Here is a 15,676-nt window from a genome sequence, read left to right on the forward strand (position 1 = left end):
ACATGTCAGATTTAAAAACGATGATCGAAAACGCATGGGACAACCGCGATAGCATTAGCCCAAGTACAGTATCAAGTGACGTAAAACAAGCTATTATCGACGCACTTGATTTACTTGATAGCGGCGCAGCACGCGTTGCTGAAAAAATATCAGGTGAATGGGTTGTACACCAGTGGCTTAAAAAAGCAGTGTTACTGTCGTTTCGTATTCGCGACAACCAACCAATGAACGACGGCGTAAACCAGTTTTACGACAAAGTACCGCTTAAATTTAGCGACTACACGCCAGAGCAGTTTCAGCAAGGCGGTATGCGCGTAGTACCAAACGCTGTAGCACGTAAAGGCAGCTTTGTAGGTAAAAACGTTGTACTTATGCCATCGTACGTAAACATTGGCGCATACGTTGACGACGGCACCATGGTTGATACATGGGCGACTGTAGGCTCGTGTGCACAAATTGGTAAGAACGTACATTTATCAGGTGGCGTTGGCATAGGCGGTGTTTTAGAGCCGCTACAAGCTAACCCAACTATCATTGAAGACAACTGCTTTATTGGCGCTCGTTCTGAAATTGTTGAAGGCGTAATTGTTGAAGAAGGCGCGGTAATTTCAATGGGCGTTTACATCAGCCAAAGTACCCGTATTTATGATCGCGAAACTGGCGAAATTCATTACGGCCGCGTACCTGCAGGCGCGGTAGTTGTGCCAGGCGCACTACCGTCAAAAGACGGCACTCACAGCCTATACGCTGCAATCATCGTGAAAAAAGTAGATAAGCAAACACGTGAAAAAGTAGGCATAAACGCCCTATTACGCTCAATTGATGATTAAAAGAAGCGATAAGCTTTTAGCTGCAAGCCCTAAGCTGATTGGTGTTAAACGTAGGTTGGGTTGAGTGAAACGATACCCAACAACACATAAAAGTTAAGTATTTTAGCTAAACTTTAATTGTATATAAAAAGCTCTAAGCCCTTTGGGTTTAGAGCTTTTTTATAATTTTATTTATGACTTGTATCATTCGATAACCCTTGAATAGTCTCCAAAATATCAAGTACTCTTACTCTTAATTGAGCATTTTTATCAACATTTCCAAGTGATTGATCAAACTCTACAGATTTTTTTGCCTGCGCTATCATGTTAAATTTTTCATTTGAATCAAAGTTCATACTCGGAGGGGCTCGTAAAGCTAAGCTTTCATTTGAAGTAATTAGTCCACCCTCGTGTAGTTCAGTAACCATACTTGTTAACTCATTATATGACATATTGCTCGGATCAAATTTATTCGCTATTTCCTTCCATGTATTTTCAGCATTTAGCGCAGCTGGACTAATTGTTACTTTATCAGCTAAATCTTTATTTTTAATAGAAGTGCTTGTATTGGTAATTAGCGTAGGCGTATTACTTTCTGTTTGATAAATACGGCTAGCTTGATTGCTGCTATTAATTAACATGCCAAATCCTCGATTAAATATGCTTTCATAGAAAAAATGCAAAAAACAAGCCAATAATTTTCTTAAAAAACCTCGACATTGAAGTAATTATCACAGGTAAATAGGAAAAATTTTGCCACTTAAAAATAATGATGGCAAAAGTGAGGTCGTTTCTAAAATTAAGCCAACAACTCCTTAGCATCTAAGAAAAATACGAACCAATAGCTCATCGACAACTAACTCTCCCAAAAACCAAAAAAGCACTTATAAAAATAAGCGCTTTTGTTGGTTTGCTCAATTAATGTGGTTTACAGCGCGTTAAATACGTCGTCTGTTTTAGCTGCGCAAATAAAGTCGTTTTTGTGTAAGCCTTTAATTGAATGGCTCCACCATGTAACCGTTACTTTGCCCCACTCGGTTAATAAACCTGGGTGATGGCCTTCCTCTTCTGCCATGTCGCCTACTTTGTTAGTAAACGCGATAGCCTGTTTGAAGTTTTTAAATTTATAAACACGCTCAAGCTGCATAATGCCGTCGCGTACTTCTGGTACCCAGTCTGGGATTTTAGTAATTAATTGTGCTAACTCTTCGTCAGATACTTTTGGCGCATCTACATGACAGGCTTCGCATTTTTGTGCACTTAATGAAGACATTCTAAATCCTTACTTTTAGCTTTTTTAGCATTAATATTTAACTGGCTAATTTTTCTTTTGGTGGAAATTTTGGGTCGTGCAAACCAAGCTCTTTAGCTCGCTCAACCAAAGTCATAATATCCATTTGCGATATATCAAACAGATCATGAATCGAATTTATGGTGTAGTACTGTGGTTGCATAATATCAATACGGTACGGCGTACGCAGTACATCAAGCACATTCATTGGGCTGATTTCTGGCGTATTTGAGTATACGTACTGAGTTTCACCTGGGCTTGATAAAATGCCGCCGCCGTAAATACGCAGACCGTCTTCGGTTTGCATTAAACCAAATTCAACCGTAAACCAGTATATACGCGCAAGGTATACACGGTCCTTTTTCTGCGCTGCGTAACCTAATTGCCCGTACTTGTGTGTAAACTCGGCAAAGTCAGGATTAGTTAGCATGGCGCAATGGCCAAATATTTCATGAAAAATATCTGGCTCTTGTAGGTAGTCAAATTCTTCGCGGCTACGAATAAATGTAGCTACCGGAAATTGCTTGTTTGCCAGTAATCTAAAAAACTCATCAAAGTCGATAAGCGCAGGTACTGGTGCAACTTGCCACCCGGTAGTGGCTAACAATACTTCGTTTAGTTCGCTTAACTGCGGGATGCGATCGTGCGGCAGGTTAATCTTTTTTAACCCTTGCATATACTCGTTACAGGCTTTGCCTTCAATGCACTCAAGTTGGCGCGCTACAAGCTCAGACCAAATTTTATTTTCTTCATCACTCCAGTGTATAACACCATTTTCGTCTGGTGTTTTGGATGTGTATTTACTTGCTTTAGCCATAAGTACCTTCTTGGGTGTGAGCCCTAAATCGGTGTCAGTGTGATACTCAAACCTATTGAATATCGAATGACCCCATACTATGCAAAAGTGAAGAAAAGTTTAATAGACAGGCTAACATCAGTATTTGGCGCGATCACCTCAATCGTAAAGCTAAAATTACACCTGTGACACAATAAAAATACAGACCTTTAAATAAAGGCCTGCGGCTTATTTTTATGTGTATACAATTAATTACACCTAACCAATTTTAGTAAAAGCTTGGTTTAAATCACTAATAATGTCGTTAACATCTTCAAGCCCAACCGAGAGTCTGATCAGCCCATCACTTATTCCAGCGGCGGCTCGCTCCTCTGGCGTATAAGGCGAGTGAGTCATAGATGCAGGATGTTGAATCAGTGTTTCAGCGTCGCCTAGGCTTACTGCAAGTGTACAAAGTTTCATACTATCAATAAATTGTGCGCCATCTTGTAGCGTGCCTTTTATTTCAAACGCAATAACACCACCAGCAGCTTTCATTTGGTTACCAATAAACTTATAACCTGGGTGCGATTTTAGCCCCGGGTAATATACGGTGCTTACTTGTGGGTGCGCTTCTAGATATTCGGCTATTGTTTGTGCACTTTGACAGTGGCGCTCTATTCTAATAGCGAGTGTTTTTAGGCCTCGATTAATTAGCCATGCATCGTGCGGGCTTATAGTTGCACCAATGTCTTTTAATACGGTCATTTTAATGTGTGTTATGTGCTCAAGCGATCCACATACAATACCGGCAACTACGTCTCCGTGGCCGTTTAAGTACTTGGTCGCACTGTGCATTATTATATCAATGCCGTATTTTTTAGGCGATTGCAGTAGCGGCGTTAAAAAGGTGTTGTCGACCACACTAATTAAGTTGTGCTCTTTAGCAACTGCGCCAATGAGTGCCAAATCAATAACCGCCATAGTGGGATTAATTGGCGTTTCTACAAATATCATTTTTGAATTAGGTTTGATGGAAGCGCGTAGTTCGTCCTCGTTGGTCATATCAACAAAAGTGACTTCGATTCCCCAGCGCGGCAACATATGCGAGAAAAACGCAAAGGTACAACCATACAAAGCACTTGAGGCAACAAGGTGATCTCCCTGCGATAAAAAGCTCAGTACTGAGGCTGATACAGCCCCCATACCTGTTGCGGTTGCAGCAGCTGCTTCACAGCTCTCTAGTTGAGCAACTTTTTGCTCAAGCTCTGTAGTTGTGGGGTTTCCTAAACGCGTATAAATATAGCCTGGTTCGTCGCCTGCAAAACGCGCAGCACCTTGTGCGGCATTTTCAAAATGAAAGGTAGAGGTTTGATACAAAGGAGAAGTGAGTGCGCCGTGCGGGTCGTTTGCTTTTTGTGGTCCGTGAATACACTGGGTGTTTATATGATGCTTGCTCATTGTAGGCTCATTTTTTGATTATTATGTTTTTGCGATTCAACAATCAAAACGTATGCGCTTACAAACAGCAAGCATGCCGGATGCTCAGATGGCTATTTGTGTAAAAACCGTGCAGCGCACATTTGTACACAAATATTGCCATTGCTAATCTAGTATGTTGGTTCCGCCTTTTTACGGCTCATAATTTTACCTGCGATGCTTTGCACAGTGCCTTTTAACAAGCTGCGCTTGTTTTCAAGCCTAGGTAATGGGCGGCTAAGCTCCATTGCTTTGTAACCAATACGCGCTGTAAAAATACCGGCGCTTACGCCCTGCGCAGCCCGCCCCGAAAGCTTACCTAAAAGCTCAGCACTTAGTGCAGTTGCAGCAAGGTCAGATACAAGCTCAGCACTGCCTACAAACATTACTTGCCTTATTAGCATGCGGTATAACTTTATACGGCTCGCGTAGCCAAAACCAATGCCATAAATTTTACCAATTTGTTCTATTAACTTAGTACCGCGCCAAAGCACGGCCATCATATCCACCAGCGCAAGTGGGCTTAGGGCAACTAGCAGTGCAGATTCAGTCGCAAAACGATTTATAAGCTTTTTAGCTTTGGTGTCTTGAGTTACTAATAAACTGTTGGCGTACAGTGTCATTATTTCTTTGTCGCTGTGATGCATCGATACTTGGTTTTTAAAGGTTTCAAAGTTATCAAGCTCTTGGTGTTTATTGAGCTTTTCGAGCCATGGTAATGCACCACCTACTTGCTCGCTATTTAAAAGCCTGTCGGCTTCAACTCGGTGCAATTGGTTACGCTTTAAACTGCGCAGCATTCGGTACTCTCGCCACAATAAGCGCCCTATTAGCAGTACGCCACTTATAACCGCAGTTAAATAAACACTGCCTAAAATAATTGACTGCTCGAAAGCAAACACTAACGAGTACGCAAACTCTAAAAGCACCAGTACTATAAAACTAAGAGCAAAAACACCTTTAAGCGTTTGCCACTTTGACTTTTTGTACACAGGTTCCAGATCTATTTCGGGCTCTAGTGCTTCATCTTCAAGTTCTTCGTAATCACTTTGCCCGTGCTGAATAATTTTTGCAGGTGCTAAAACGGGTTCGTTTTGTTCAATGCTTTGCGTATCTATGCGACGCCCTGCTTGAAATGTTTGGTTTGACTCACTCATGTTAATTTGTCTCCTAGCAGGTACTGCATGACATGATCTAATCGAATATGTTTTAGTTGTTTATCGGGGCTCGGTATTGGAGAAAACGATAAAAACTCAAATCCCTGTGCTGGCCACTCACTTTTATTAAGCATCCGCGAGGGAGGTTGCGGCGGTAAATAGGTAAGCCAATCAGGCTCGTGTAATGGTTTACCGTAAATACAGTCAAGCGTTTGGCCTTTGTCAGTAATTTGGCGCGGCTGCGTTGCTGTAATTGACGACATGGCCATAGTTTCTATTTGCACACCATCAAACTTTAAATGATTACTTTGCTCATGCACGAGCGAATCAAGTAGCAGTGCTAAATCTTTATGGTGTTTTGCACTTATGTGATCTGACTTATTAGCTGCAAATAATATTTTATCTATGTTTGGTTTAAATAAACGTTTAAAAAAGCCTGATTCACCATAATTAAAGTGTGCGAGTAATTGGTTTATTACACTGCTTTGCTCTTGAAGGGTTTCGTGCCCTTCGTTTAATGCACTAAGTACATCTACAAGTACGATTTGGCGATCAAAGTGCCTAAAATGCTCATTATAAAATGGTTTTACAACTTCTTTTATATAGGCGTTAAAGCGCTTAATTAAATGCGCTAAATTAGAACCCGCAACGACATCGTCGCTATTTACTTCGCCCGATACCGGAAAAAACAATAACAATGGCGCCCCTTGTAAGTCGCCAGGCATAAGCATGCGCCCTGGTTGTAGCATGGCAAGTTTGGTGTCTTTTTTAAGCCCTACTAACATGCTTTGATAAAGCTGAGCAATATGAGCCAGTGCGTTTTCATCTACAGGTGCATTTAAATCAAGTTGCTCAACGGCTGCTAGAAAATCACTTGATGTATTTACACGCGAAGGCTGAGTTAATAACGGATATTGCTGCTCGCACCATTGAGAATAGCTTTGCTCAAGCATAGGTAAATCAAGGAGCCATTCACCTGGGTAGTCAATAATATCTAAATAAAGTGTTGATTGCGGCGAAAAGTGGCCACGCAGCCCCGCATTACTTTGATACTTGATTGCCAAACGTAGTGTATTAATTCGCTCGGTTGATGCAGGCCATGTGGGCATCCCATCGCTGGGTAATAATGAATTTAGCGCGCGCGTATAATTAAATGTAGGGACTTTTAACGCCTCTTGCGGCACAACTTTAGTGGCAACATGGCGGTGCTCGCGCATTACATCAAAAAAAGGTAAGTTTTTATCGTCCGCTTGGGTTGTTAAGTGCTTAACAAGCGCGGTAATAAAGGCTGTTTTACCACTACCACTTAGGCCAGTTACGGCAAGTTTTACGTGTTGGTCTAAACTGCGATGAAGGGCTTTTTGTGCTTTGCCTTTAATGCTTTTAAAGGTCTTTTTTGCAAATGATTGGCTCATAAAGTGTCTTGCACCTAATTTGCCGTAATTTATCACGTTGCAAATAAGGTGCTATTAAATCCTTTAAAGTTTGTTAATTTCACGGCTCACCGTAAACTCGCTTGAAGTTACATGGCGCTCCATATCTTGAAGGCGAGTATCTACACGCGTTAAACGCTCTTTTAAATCTTGCAATGCGCGGCGCGGTGGCTCGCCCTTTTGCCATACTTTAAATTTTACTTCTAGCGGATCGTCAGTTTTAGTTGAGCTTTTTGTTTGCGCTGTTGCGGGCTCTTTTTTATCTAAAATAAACCAGGCTGCAATATACGCTACCACAAATAATGGGCCACCCGTTAGCAGTACCGCACTAACAAATATAATGCGAACTAACCATAACTCCATATTAAAGTAGTCACTTAATCCCGCACATACTCCAGCTATTTTACCGCGTTGTGGGTCTCTTAATAATTCGCGTTTGGCACTCATACTTTGCGTCTCCATTGTGGTGACTCTTGATCAAGCAATGCTTCTAGCGTTTCTACCCTATCTGCCATTTTTTCAGCTTTGTGTGCAAGCTCAAGTAATTGACGATGTTCGTGTTCACTTAAACCTTGGCTTACTTGTTTTTTGCTACGGTAGTGCAAAATTAGCCACAGCGGGGCAACAAAAATCATAAACATAACAAATGGAACAATTATTACCTCTGAATCAAACATAATTCTCTCCTGACAATCCGTTTTGATGTTTTTAAGCAGTGGGGCACTTTAAGTACCCCTTTATAAGTTATTTATCAGCTAGCTTCTTTTTAAGTTCGGCTAGCTCATCATCTATCTTTTCATTTTTTTGTAGATTAGCAATTTCGTCCGCTAACGTCTTTTTACCTAAATCGTACGACTCAATTTGAGATTCTAGTCCATCAATTTTGGTTTCGTAACGTTCAAAGCGGTTAAGTGCGTCTTCTACTTTTGAGCTATCAAGTGTATTTTTCACTTCAAGGCGCGACTCAGCCGAACGTTGGCGAAGTATAATCGCTTTTTGACGAGATTTAGCATCTGCTAGCTTTTCTTGTAGCGTCGTTACTTCTTGCTGTAATTTCTCAATATGAGACTCTACATGTTCAAGTTCGCTCGCGACTGAAGCAACTGCATCTGCCGACTTTTGCTTTTCAAGTAAGGCTGAACGCGCTAAATCGTCGCGGTCTTTACTTAAAGCCAGTTCGGCTTTATCTTGCCAATCACTTACCTGCGCTTTAAGTGTATCTAAGCGGCGTACAATTTCTTTTTTCTCAGCCAATGTTTTAGCTGATGTAGAACGTACTTCAACAAGCGTATCTTCCATTTCTTGAATAATCAGACGAACCATTTTTTCTGGGTCTTCTGCTTTATCTAAAATGGCGTTGATATTAGAATTAACGATATCTGCAAAACGTGAAAAAATTCCCATAACATTTACCTCTGTAATTAAAACTTAGTTAGTCTGCTATAACTAGTATCAATATGCTTGCCAACTTTTTAAAAGTTAAAATACACTTTATTTTCATTACGTTAAACTAAATATACAAATTTCTTTAGTTATCCCTAATTATGAAATACACTAACTGTTAGTAAAAATGACCAAGAGTTAGGAAATATGAGCCAATATCGCCAACAGGATAATTTACTCGGCCAATCAGATAGCTTTCTGTCTGTATTAGATCAGGTATCGCAACTGGCTAATTTAGATAAACCGGTACTTATTATTGGTGAACGCGGCACAGGTAAAGAGCTAATAGCAGCACGCTTACACTTTTTATCAAAACGCTGGGATCAAAACTACGTAAAGCTTAACTGTGCAGCGCTTAACGAAAACCTACTCGAAAGTGAGTTATTTGGCCACGAAAGCGGTGCTTTTACGGGGGCAAGCAAACGCCACGAAGGTCGTTTTGAACGCGCTAACAGCGGCACACTGTTTTTAGATGAATTAGCTAATACCTCAGCTATGGTACAAGAAAAACTGCTGCGCGTTATAGAATATGGTGAGTTTGAACGTGTTGGCGGCAAACAAACTGTAAAAGTAGATACACGCTTAGTGTGTGCTACAAACGAAGATCTTCCTTATTTAGCTGAGCAAGGTGAATTTAGAAGTGACTTACTCGATCGCCTTGCCTTTGATGTAATTACCCTGCCGCCACTGCGCGAACGCCAAGACGATATTATGCTTCTTGCTGAGCAGTTTGCGATGAATATGGCGCGCGATTTAGAGTGGGAACTCTTTAGCGGTTTTACCCGAAGCGCAACAGAAACACTGCTTAGTTATGATTGGCCTGGTAATATTCGTGAACTTAAAAATGTGGTTGAACGCAGTTTGTATCGCCACGGTAGTGAACATATTCCCGTTCACCAGATTATTTTAGACCCATTCGATAGCCCATTTAGACCAAAAGCGCGTATTAAAGCACCTATAGCAGCTCAAACTGTTAATGCAGAGCCTATTGTTGTTGCGCCGCCGATTACTCAAACAAGCAATGATTCAGCCGTTGATATTCAATTGCCGTGCAGCTTAAAAGAGCGTTCTAACGACTTTGAAATAAACATGATTAATAAAGCGCTCGAACATAGCCAATTTAATCAAAAGAAAACTGCAGAAGTACTTGGTTTAACGTATCATCAATTACGTGGTTATCTTAAAAAATACAACTTGTTGGATCAACAATAGTCAGAGGTTATGCGGGTGCATAAATTATTACTTGTTTTGCTTGCCACCACTTTAGTTGGTTGCCTTGATAGCAAAGAAGAAATCATAGAAGAAAAAAACCAAGGCTTAGTTTATTGCGCTGAAGCTAACCCTGTGTCGTTTAATCCGCAAGTCACGACCACCGGTTCAACTATTGATATAATTGCTAACCAATTATACGACCGCTTAATTAGCATTGACCCTGTTACGGCAGAGTTTCAAAGTGAGCTGGCGACCGATTGGAAAATTAGCAAAGATGGTAAATCGGTTACCTTTACCCTGCGTAAAGATGTAAAGTTTCATACAACTTCTTATTTTACCCCATCACGGGACTTTAACGCCGACGACGTTATATTCACCTTTAGCCGATTATTCGATGTATATAATCCATATCACTTTGTGGGCGATGCCGATTACCCGTATTTTCAAAGTGTAGGAATCGATCAACTTATTCGCAAAATTGTGCGCGTGTCTGACTACCAAGTCCGTTTTGAATTGTTTAATCCTGAAAGTAGTTTTTTAGCTAATATGGCTACCGACTTTGCCGTGGTGCTTTCAGAAGAATACGCCATGAAACTTAAGAAAAATAATCAAAAAAACTTATTTGATCAGTACCCTATTGGCACCGGCCCGTATATTTATAAAGAATACCGCCGAGATCATCTTGTGCGCTTTTACCGTAACCTACTTTATTGGAAGCATGACGTTGCACTTGAGCAATTGGTTTACGATATAACCCCTAACGGCACTACGCGCATAGCAAAAATGCTGACTAAAGAGTGCGATGTAACGGCTCATCCAAGTAGTGCACAATTGAGCATTTTAGCGCAACGTGATGATATAAATATTGAAAAAGAAACAAATTTAAACATAGGATATTGGGCATTTAATACAGAACGTGCCCCGTTCGACGACTTACGCGTACGCCAAGCACTCGCGCATGCAATAGATGTAGATAAAATAATGCAGGCGGTTTATTACGGTAACGGTACTCGCGCACAATCTATTTTACCGCCAACCTCTTGGGCGTTTGAGCCGCAAGAAGATATACCTACATTTGATCCAGAACTCGCTAAAAAGTTACTAATTGAAGCAGGCTTGCCTGATGGCTTTGATATGACAATATGGGCTATGCCTGTGAGTCGTATTTATAACCCCAATGCACGTAAGATGGCTGAGCTTATGCAAAGTGATTTACGCAAAGTGGGCGTTAATGTAAGCATTGTAGAGTATGAGTGGAATACGTTTATTCAACGTATTGGCGAGCACAGGCACGACAGTGTATTACTTGGTTGGGCCGCAGATACACCCGATCCTGATAACTTTTTTAGCCCACTGTTGAGCTGTACCGCTACTTTTAGTGGTAAAAATCCAGCAAACTGGTGTAATCCTCAATTTGATCTATTGCTTACTCAAGCACTCGATACGACTGATTTAAACAAACGTAAAAAATACTATGAAGACGCACAAAGCTTAATTATTAAAGAGCTGCCATTATTGCCTATTGCTCATGGCCTGCGTTTTCAAGCAAGTAGCGCAGATGTGGAAGGCATAACACTTGGCCCGTTTGGCGCTATTTCGCTTGCCAATGCGAGGAAAAAATAATGATCTTAGATTATATTTTGCGCCGCCTTGGTTTGTTCTTTTTTATGATACTGATGCTCAGCGTATTTACGTTTTCACTGGCGTATTTATTTCCCGGTGATCCGCTAAGTAATTTAAGTGGCATACCAAGTAGTAACTTTGCACAGCATAGTGAGCTTGAAGACAAATATTTATATAACAGCAATTACTTTATGCAATACATTGCCTTTCTGGGGCGAATATTCCAAGGTGATTGGGGCCTTTCGTTTGCCTCTGGTAACAGCGTGTTTAGCCATATTGTTGATTTGCTACCGGCTACTTTAGAGTTAAGCGTGTACGCATTAATAGTATCGGTTGTTATTGGTGTACCTACTGGTATTTTAGGCTCTGGCTATCATAAACGTTGGCCCGATAAACTTATAAACTCGACCACTATGGTGGGCTATTCAATGCCTGTATTTTGGCTCGCATTGTTATTAATAATGGTTTTTTCGTTAAAGCTTGGCTGGTTTCCTATGTCAGGCCGAATGGGGCTCCTTTATGAGATACCCGCAAATACTGGGTTTATTTTAATTGATATTGCACTGGCTGGTTTTCCATATAAAGGAATGGCCTTTATTGATGCGCTACGCCATTTAACGCTCCCTACTATTGTACTGGCCATGTATCCGACTACTGTATTAGTGCGCTTTACTCGCGAGTCTATGCTTAAAGTAATGGATCAAAACTTTATTAAAACAGCTAGGGCAAAAGGCCTTAATCGCCGCCAACTTATCATGCACCATGCACTACGTAATGCATTACTGCCGGTAATTAAGCAAATTGGTTTGCAATTTAGTACGCTAATAACGCTTGCGATGATTACCGAAGTTATTTTTTCGTGGCCGGGTATTGGCCGATGGTTAATCGATAGTATTTATCAGCGTGACTTTCCTGCAATTCAAGGCGGATTAATGGCAGTGTCTTTATTTGTTATTTTAGCCTCTATTACAGCTGAACTTACTTACACTTTATTCGATCCACTCTCGCGGAATCAGGCCCATGGCAAAGTTTAATTTATTTTCTGAAGAGTCGAATAAATCGCCACTCGCGCGATTTTGGCGAAAGTTTAAAAATAACCACCCTGCTTTGGTTGGTTTATGGATATTTATGGCGTTTGCATTATTGGCCGCCACAGCTCCTTTTTTAGCGCCCTATGGCGTAAACCAACAGCATAGTGATGCACTACTCATACCGCCCTCATGGCGAGAAATGGGCGATGTACGCTTTATTTTAGGCACCGATGATTTAGGTCGCGATGTACTCTCGCGCTTAATGAATGGTGCTACGTATACATTTGGGCTTTCTGTTGTAGCCGCCCTGATCACAACTATTTTTGGTGTATTAGTGGGTACTTTTGCAGGAATTAGCAAAGGACTTCGTTCAAGCTTTTTAAATCACTTACTTGATATAACCCTTTCTATTCCTTCTTTGTTATTAGCAATAATAATAATCGCCATACTCGGCCCGGGTTTAATGAATACCGTATGGGCAATTATTTTAGCGTTACTGCCGCAATTTATTCACTCAGTGCGTAACCTGATTGTTGATGAATTAAGTAAAGATTACATTACCGCGTTTAGGCTCGATGGTGCGTCTAATTGGCATATTATATCGCGTGGTATTTTCCCTAATATTTATGAGCATATTGTGGTTATATTCACGATGGCGCTTTCTACCGCTATATTAGATATTTCAGCACTGGGGTTTTTAAAATTAGGAGCTCAGCCACCGACGACCGAATGGGGCGCAATATTAGCCGAAAACTTAGGCCTTATTTATTTAGCACCTTGGACTGTAGCGCTACCTGGTGTACTGTTATTTTTAGCCGTGTTATCTACTAATTTAGTAGGCGATGGCCTGCGACAAGTGCTAAAAGCACGTAAGGCTGATTAAATGCAATTACTCGATGTTCGTAACTTAACAATTGAACTACGTACCTCTGAAACTGTAATTAGAGCCGTAGACAGAGTGAGCTTTAGCTTAAAAGAAGGCGAAGTACATGCGCTTGTGGGCGAGTCGGGCTCTGGTAAAAGCCTAATAGCAAAAGCGATTATTGGTGTATTAAACGAACGCTGGGATATTACGGCCGACCGTATTCATTGGCGCGGCGTAGACTTAATGCGTTTAAGCCCAGAAAAACGCCGTAAGATAGTAAGCCAAGATATAGCGATGATTTATCAAGATCCAAGTAGATGCCTTGACCCTACCGCTAAAATATTTGATCAAATTGCCGAAACATTGCCAGAGGTCGCAACTAAAGGCTTCTTTTTAAAACGCAACCGCGAGAGAAAAGACAGAGTAAAAGCGCTTATTCATAAGGTGGGTATTAAAAACCACGAAGCGGTACTAAGTAGCTACCCTCATGAGCTCTCAGAAGGCGTATGTCAAAAAGTAATGATTGCAATGGCCATTGCCCGCACTCCAAAGCTATTGATAGCTGATGAGCCAACTACAGCGCTTGAGAGCACAACTCGCGCACAAGTATTTAGGTTATTAAAAAGCTTAAACCAACTTAAAAATATGTCTATTTTAATGATCTCTCATGAGCTTGAAGAGATTGCACATTGGTCGCATGGCATTCATGTTTTATACTGTGGGCAAATGGTTGAAGCAGGCCCAACCCATGAAATATTTAAACAGCCTCGCCATCCTTACACACAAGCATTATTAAAAAGCTTGCCAGACTACGAACAAGGATTAGCGCATAAAGAACCTTTTTATGCACTTAAAGGGACTATCCCTACTCTGCAACATTTGCCTATTGGCTGTCGCCTCGGGCCGCGTTGCCCGCAAGCACAAAAAGCCTGTGTGGTAACGCCAGCCCTTACTAAGCATCATGGTCATAGTTATGCGTGTCATTTTCCGTTAATTAAGGACATGAAGTAATGCAGCCGCTATTAAAAGTACAAGCACTATCAAAAACATTCAATGTGCGAGCGGGGCTTTTTTCACGTAAAAAGTTTGAAGTACTTAAAAATATTTCGTTTTGTGTGGGTAAAGGCGAAAGTATTGCCATAATTGGTGAAACAGGTGCAGGTAAAAGTACGTTGGCAAAACTACTTTCAGGAGCTGATAGCGCTGATAGCGGACAAATTTTGCTCGAGAATAATATTATCGAAGATAATGGCGTACGCGATAATCAATGCCGGGATATTCGTATGATTTTTCAAGATTCAGCTGCATCGCTCAATCCGGGGCTAACCATTGGTGAAATGCTTGATGATTGCCTGCAATATAATACAGAGCTTGATGCCAGCGAACGAGCTGAAAAGATTGATGCAACGCTTTCAAAAGTGGGTCTATTAATTGATCATAAACACTACTACCCGCATATGTTTAGTGTGGGGCAACTACAGCGTGTGGCGTTTTCTCGTGCATTAATTTTAGATCCTAAGGTGATTGTGCTCGATGAAGCTGTTTCGTCTTTAGACCCTTCTATACGCGCGCAAATAGTGAATTTATTACTTAAGCTACAGCGCGACACTGGCCTTACGTATGTGATGATCACCCATCATTTAAGTCTAGTGCGCCACATCAGTGATTATGTGGTTGTACTCGATAAAGGCGAAGTAGTTGAATACGGCCCTACTGAAGATGTTTTTCAAAACCCCCAATCAAAAGTAACGCAGCGATTACTTAGCTGCTAAACGCAGCCTAGCGTGTAATGTAATCTCCTTTATGAAGGTCTTTGTTAAATGCGCAATTTAACAACTAAAACCATAAAGAGGATCTATGCTAAAAAAAACATTACTCACAGGCATTTCATCATTAGCGTTACTACTGCTATCAACAACCTCAATAGCTGACGAAAACTCTACCTCTAAAAGTTGGGTTGGTGGCGTTGACCACTTAGGTTTAACCGTATCAAACTTAAATGCATCCAAAGCATTTTTTACTGATGTACTTGGTTTTAAAACGCTAGGAAGTGATCCAACCTACCCCGCTTATTTTTTATCAAACAATAAAATAACCATTACATTATGGCGCGTAAAAAATGATGAAAAACGTGTGGAGTTTAATCGAGCAGAAAATGTGGGCTTACACCATTTAGCACTCAGTGTTGAAAGTATCAAAAAGTTAAGCGAGCTACATACACACTTAAAAATGCAAAATAATATTATCATAGAGTTTGCACCAGAAAACTTAGGTAAAGGTCCAACCCAACATATGATGATAAGAGAGCCTAGCGGCAATCGGATTGAGTTTATTGCCAGAGGTAATTAATACCAATCCGCAATAATGCTTAATTAAGCGAATTGGTAATATATCAACTTTGCTCAAGACAATAAAAAAGGCGCTTTAAAAGCTGTCTCTTATACACAAATCCCTGCTAAGAAATTAGCGGGGATTTTTTTGAACTAAATCTCAATGTCATGATCAGATCTTCAAATCTTGTTTGAGGGCACATTATGATTAACGAACATACTCATTGG

The 15,676-nt window shown here is 40.8% G+C and carries 17 protein-coding genes; 8 read left to right on the plus strand and 9 right to left on the minus strand.

Annotation, left to right across the window (positions count from 1 at the left end):
• Positions 1 to 2: 2 nt before the first annotated feature.
• Entirely contained in the window at positions 3 to 830 is an 828-nt protein-coding gene (gene dapD, locus QL998_RS07090) for a 2,3,4,5-tetrahydropyridine-2,6-dicarboxylate N-succinyltransferase (protein WP_149606275.1), read from the plus strand.
• A 167-nt stretch (positions 831 to 997) separates the two neighbouring features.
• Here the strand turns inward: dapD and QL998_RS07095 are convergent, their stop codons facing one another.
• From QL998_RS07095 to pspA, 9 genes are all read right to left on the minus strand, one after another.
• Positions 998 to 1,450 carry a hypothetical protein gene (locus QL998_RS07095; protein ID WP_170071876.1) on the minus strand — a complete coding sequence of 151 codons (453 nt, stop codon included), beginning with the start codon at positions 1,448 to 1,450 and terminating at the stop codon, positions 998 to 1,000.
• 287 nt (positions 1,451 to 1,737) lie between these two features.
• The gene (locus QL998_RS07100; RefSeq protein ID WP_170071875.1) at positions 1,738 to 2,082 is read right to left on the minus strand and encodes a 4a-hydroxytetrahydrobiopterin dehydratase; all 345 of its coding nucleotides are present in this window, start codon (positions 2,080 to 2,082) and stop codon (positions 1,738 to 1,740) included.
• Positions 2,083 to 2,119: 37 nt separating this feature from the next.
• The gene (gene phhA, locus QL998_RS07105) at positions 2,120 to 2,917 is read right to left on the minus strand and encodes a phenylalanine 4-monooxygenase (RefSeq protein WP_290192392.1); all 798 of its coding nucleotides are present in this window, start codon (positions 2,915 to 2,917) and stop codon (positions 2,120 to 2,122) included.
• Between the two features lie 237 nt (positions 2,918 to 3,154).
• Positions 3,155 to 4,336: a methionine gamma-lyase gene (megL, locus tag QL998_RS07110; protein ID WP_290192393.1), complete on the minus strand. Its 1,182-nt coding sequence runs from the start codon at positions 4,334 to 4,336 to the stop codon at positions 3,155 to 3,157.
• A 149-nt stretch (positions 4,337 to 4,485) separates the two neighbouring features.
• Positions 4,486 to 5,511, minus strand: a complete 1,026-nt coding sequence (locus QL998_RS07115; RefSeq protein WP_290192394.1) for a TIGR01620 family protein — start codon at positions 5,509 to 5,511, stop codon at positions 4,486 to 4,488.
• Entirely contained in the window at positions 5,508 to 6,926 is a 1,419-nt protein-coding gene (locus QL998_RS07120; protein ID WP_290192395.1) for a YcjX family protein, read from the minus strand. The genes QL998_RS07115 and QL998_RS07120 overlap by 4 nt, the downstream gene beginning before the upstream one ends.
• Before the next feature lie 63 nt (positions 6,927 to 6,989).
• The gene (pspC, locus tag QL998_RS07125) at positions 6,990 to 7,391 is read right to left on the minus strand and encodes an envelope stress response membrane protein PspC (RefSeq protein ID WP_024596503.1); all 402 of its coding nucleotides are present in this window, start codon (positions 7,389 to 7,391) and stop codon (positions 6,990 to 6,992) included.
• Positions 7,388 to 7,621, minus strand: coding sequence for an envelope stress response membrane protein PspB (pspB, locus tag QL998_RS07130; protein ID WP_076924465.1), 234 nt, complete (start codon positions 7,619 to 7,621; stop codon positions 7,388 to 7,390). The genes pspC and pspB overlap by 4 nt, the downstream gene beginning before the upstream one ends.
• 67 nt (positions 7,622 to 7,688) lie before the next feature.
• The gene (gene pspA / locus QL998_RS07135; RefSeq protein ID WP_290192396.1) at positions 7,689 to 8,348 is read right to left on the minus strand and encodes a phage shock protein PspA; all 660 of its coding nucleotides are present in this window, start codon (positions 8,346 to 8,348) and stop codon (positions 7,689 to 7,691) included.
• Positions 8,349 to 8,534: 186 nt separating this feature from the next.
• On the opposite strand from pspA, the gene pspF reads away from it, so the two are divergent.
• From pspF to QL998_RS07170, 7 genes are all read left to right on the plus strand, one after another.
• A complete protein-coding gene (gene pspF / locus QL998_RS07140) occupies positions 8,535 to 9,599 on the plus strand; it encodes a phage shock protein operon transcriptional activator (RefSeq protein WP_290192397.1) in 1,065 nt (354 codons plus the stop codon).
• 15 nt (positions 9,600 to 9,614) lie between these two features.
• Positions 9,615 to 11,222: an ABC transporter substrate-binding protein gene (locus tag QL998_RS07145; RefSeq protein WP_290192398.1), complete on the plus strand. Its 1,608-nt coding sequence runs from the start codon at positions 9,615 to 9,617 to the stop codon at positions 11,220 to 11,222.
• The gene (locus QL998_RS07150) at positions 11,222 to 12,256 is read left to right on the plus strand and encodes an ABC transporter permease (RefSeq protein ID WP_024600106.1); all 1,035 of its coding nucleotides are present in this window, start codon (positions 11,222 to 11,224) and stop codon (positions 12,254 to 12,256) included. The genes QL998_RS07145 and QL998_RS07150 overlap by 1 nt, the downstream gene beginning before the upstream one ends.
• On the plus strand, positions 12,243 to 13,136 hold the full coding sequence (locus tag QL998_RS07155) for an ABC transporter permease subunit (protein ID WP_024600105.1): 894 nt from the start codon (positions 12,243 to 12,245) through the stop codon (positions 13,134 to 13,136). The genes QL998_RS07150 and QL998_RS07155 overlap by 14 nt, the downstream gene beginning before the upstream one ends.
• Positions 13,137 to 14,129 carry an oligopeptide/dipeptide ABC transporter ATP-binding protein gene (locus QL998_RS07160; RefSeq protein WP_002958338.1) on the plus strand — a complete coding sequence of 331 codons (993 nt, stop codon included), beginning with the start codon at positions 13,137 to 13,139 and terminating at the stop codon, positions 14,127 to 14,129.
• The gene (locus tag QL998_RS07165) at positions 14,129 to 14,890 is read left to right on the plus strand and encodes an ATP-binding cassette domain-containing protein (protein WP_290192399.1); all 762 of its coding nucleotides are present in this window, start codon (positions 14,129 to 14,131) and stop codon (positions 14,888 to 14,890) included. The genes QL998_RS07160 and QL998_RS07165 overlap by 1 nt, the downstream gene beginning before the upstream one ends.
• 85 nt (positions 14,891 to 14,975) lie before the next feature.
• Positions 14,976 to 15,467, plus strand: coding sequence for a VOC family protein (locus QL998_RS07170; RefSeq protein WP_024590981.1), 492 nt, complete (start codon positions 14,976 to 14,978; stop codon positions 15,465 to 15,467).
• The last annotated feature ends 209 nt before the right edge of the window (positions 15,468 to 15,676 follow it).

The sequence above is a fragment of the Pseudoalteromonas sp. APC 3691 genome (genome assembly GCF_030408135.1).
Taxonomy (GTDB): domain Bacteria; phylum Pseudomonadota; class Gammaproteobacteria; order Enterobacterales; family Alteromonadaceae; genus Pseudoalteromonas.

Bases quoted from the DNA above. Each gene is read 5' to 3' on its own strand.
- dapD (WP_149606275.1), top strand. From the start codon at position 3: ATGTCAGATTTAAAAACGATGATCGAAAACGCATGGGACAACCGCGAT.
- QL998_RS07095 (WP_170071876.1), bottom strand. From the start codon at position 1,450: ATGTTAATTAATAGCAGCAATCAAGCTAGCCGTATTTATCAAACAGAA.
- QL998_RS07100 (WP_170071875.1), bottom strand. From the start codon at position 2,082: ATGTCTTCATTAAGTGCACAAAAATGCGAAGCCTGTCATGTAGATGCG.
- phhA (WP_290192392.1), bottom strand. From the start codon at position 2,917: ATGGCTAAAGCAAGTAAATACACATCCAAAACACCAGACGAAAATGGT.
- megL (WP_290192393.1), bottom strand. From the start codon at position 4,336: ATGAGCAAGCATCATATAAACACCCAGTGTATTCACGGACCACAAAAA.
- QL998_RS07115 (WP_290192394.1), bottom strand. From the start codon at position 5,511: ATGAGTGAGTCAAACCAAACATTTCAAGCAGGGCGTCGCATAGATACG.
- QL998_RS07120 (WP_290192395.1), bottom strand. From the start codon at position 6,926: ATGAGCCAATCATTTGCAAAAAAGACCTTTAAAAGCATTAAAGGCAAA.
- pspC (WP_024596503.1), bottom strand. From the start codon at position 7,391: ATGAGTGCCAAACGCGAATTATTAAGAGACCCACAACGCGGTAAAATA.
- pspB (WP_076924465.1), bottom strand. From the start codon at position 7,621: ATGTTTGATTCAGAGGTAATAATTGTTCCATTTGTTATGTTTATGATT.
- pspA (WP_290192396.1), bottom strand. From the start codon at position 8,348: ATGGGAATTTTTTCACGTTTTGCAGATATCGTTAATTCTAATATCAAC.
- pspF (WP_290192397.1), top strand. From the start codon at position 8,535: ATGAGCCAATATCGCCAACAGGATAATTTACTCGGCCAATCAGATAGC.
- QL998_RS07150 (WP_024600106.1), top strand. From the start codon at position 11,222: ATGATCTTAGATTATATTTTGCGCCGCCTTGGTTTGTTCTTTTTTATG.
- QL998_RS07155 (WP_024600105.1), top strand. From the start codon at position 12,243: ATGGCAAAGTTTAATTTATTTTCTGAAGAGTCGAATAAATCGCCACTC.
- QL998_RS07160 (WP_002958338.1), top strand. From the start codon at position 13,137: ATGCAATTACTCGATGTTCGTAACTTAACAATTGAACTACGTACCTCT.
- QL998_RS07165 (WP_290192399.1), top strand. From the start codon at position 14,129: ATGCAGCCGCTATTAAAAGTACAAGCACTATCAAAAACATTCAATGTG.
- QL998_RS07170 (WP_024590981.1), top strand. From the start codon at position 14,976: ATGCTAAAAAAAACATTACTCACAGGCATTTCATCATTAGCGTTACTA.